Below are 1,100 nucleotides of genomic sequence, written 5' to 3' on the forward strand. Positions count from 1 at the left end.
CTATTTATCTAGCTCATACATATGGCTGTCACATTCAAGGCGTTGATATAAATAAGAAAGCATTAGAAAAAGCACAGGAAAATATTTCAGCAGCAGGTCTTGAATCATATATTCAAGTTCAACAAGCGAATGCTGTTAAATTGCCCTTTGATGACAATCAATTCGATATCGTTTTAAATGAAGCAATGTTAACAATGTTACCCATCACCATAAAGGAAAAAGCATTACGCGAGTACTACCGAGTCTTAAAGCCTGGGGGTATCTTGTTAACACATGATATTGTCATCGTTAATGAATCACATGCCACACATGTAGTTAAATCATTATCTGCAGCAATTAATGTCAATGTCTCACCGCAGACGAAACTTGGCTGGTTAGATTTATATAATCAAGCTGGTTTTAATCATGTGCATTATCATACTGGTCCAATGAGTTTAATGACACCAAAAGGTTTAATTTATGACGAAGGTATTGTTGGAACTATAAAGATTATCAACAATGCTTTAAAAAAAGAAAATCGACCAATGTTTTGTAAAATGTTTAAAACGATGACTAAATTGCGTAAAGATATGAATTATATTACTTTTGTCGCTAAAAAAGAGGACTAAATATAATGCCACTAACCGTACTTTGTATCTATGTTTGACTGCTACTTTAATTTCTTTGTGACACTAATCATCTACTTAACAATATCGTTATCGTTGATTAGTAAGTCATCAATTTTGGTTAAAGACTTTCATAAACACTCAAACATTAACACTATACATACTTAGTTAGTGGCATTATTTTTTTAAAAATTTTAACATCACGGGATTGGAACAGAAATGATATTTTCGCAAAATTTATTCCTGTCCTTCCCCAACTTGCACATTATTGTAAGCTGACTTTCCGCCAGCTTCTATGTTGGGGCCCCGCCAACTTGCACATTATTGTATGCTGACTTTCCGCCAGCTTCTATGTTGGGGCCCGCCAATATAACACTGTAGGTCCTACTATATTAATTTATGTCTCGGGCTCTAACCCTAAAATACTTATAATATACCTTTATAATTTATCTCCATTTGATGCTATCACTTGTTGATACCAATAGAACGAATCTT

1 protein-coding gene is annotated in these 1,100 nt (G+C 33.7%); it reads left to right on the forward strand.

Translation table 11 applies throughout. The features are described 5' to 3' along the window. Nucleotides 1-608: class I SAM-dependent methyltransferase (locus IDG60_RS15490; protein ID WP_206160890.1), on the forward strand; the 608-nt coding region annotated here is incomplete at its 5' end. Between the last annotated feature and the right edge of the window lie 492 nt (nt 609-1,100).

The organism is Staphylococcus sp. EG-SA-2, from assembly GCF_017152085.1.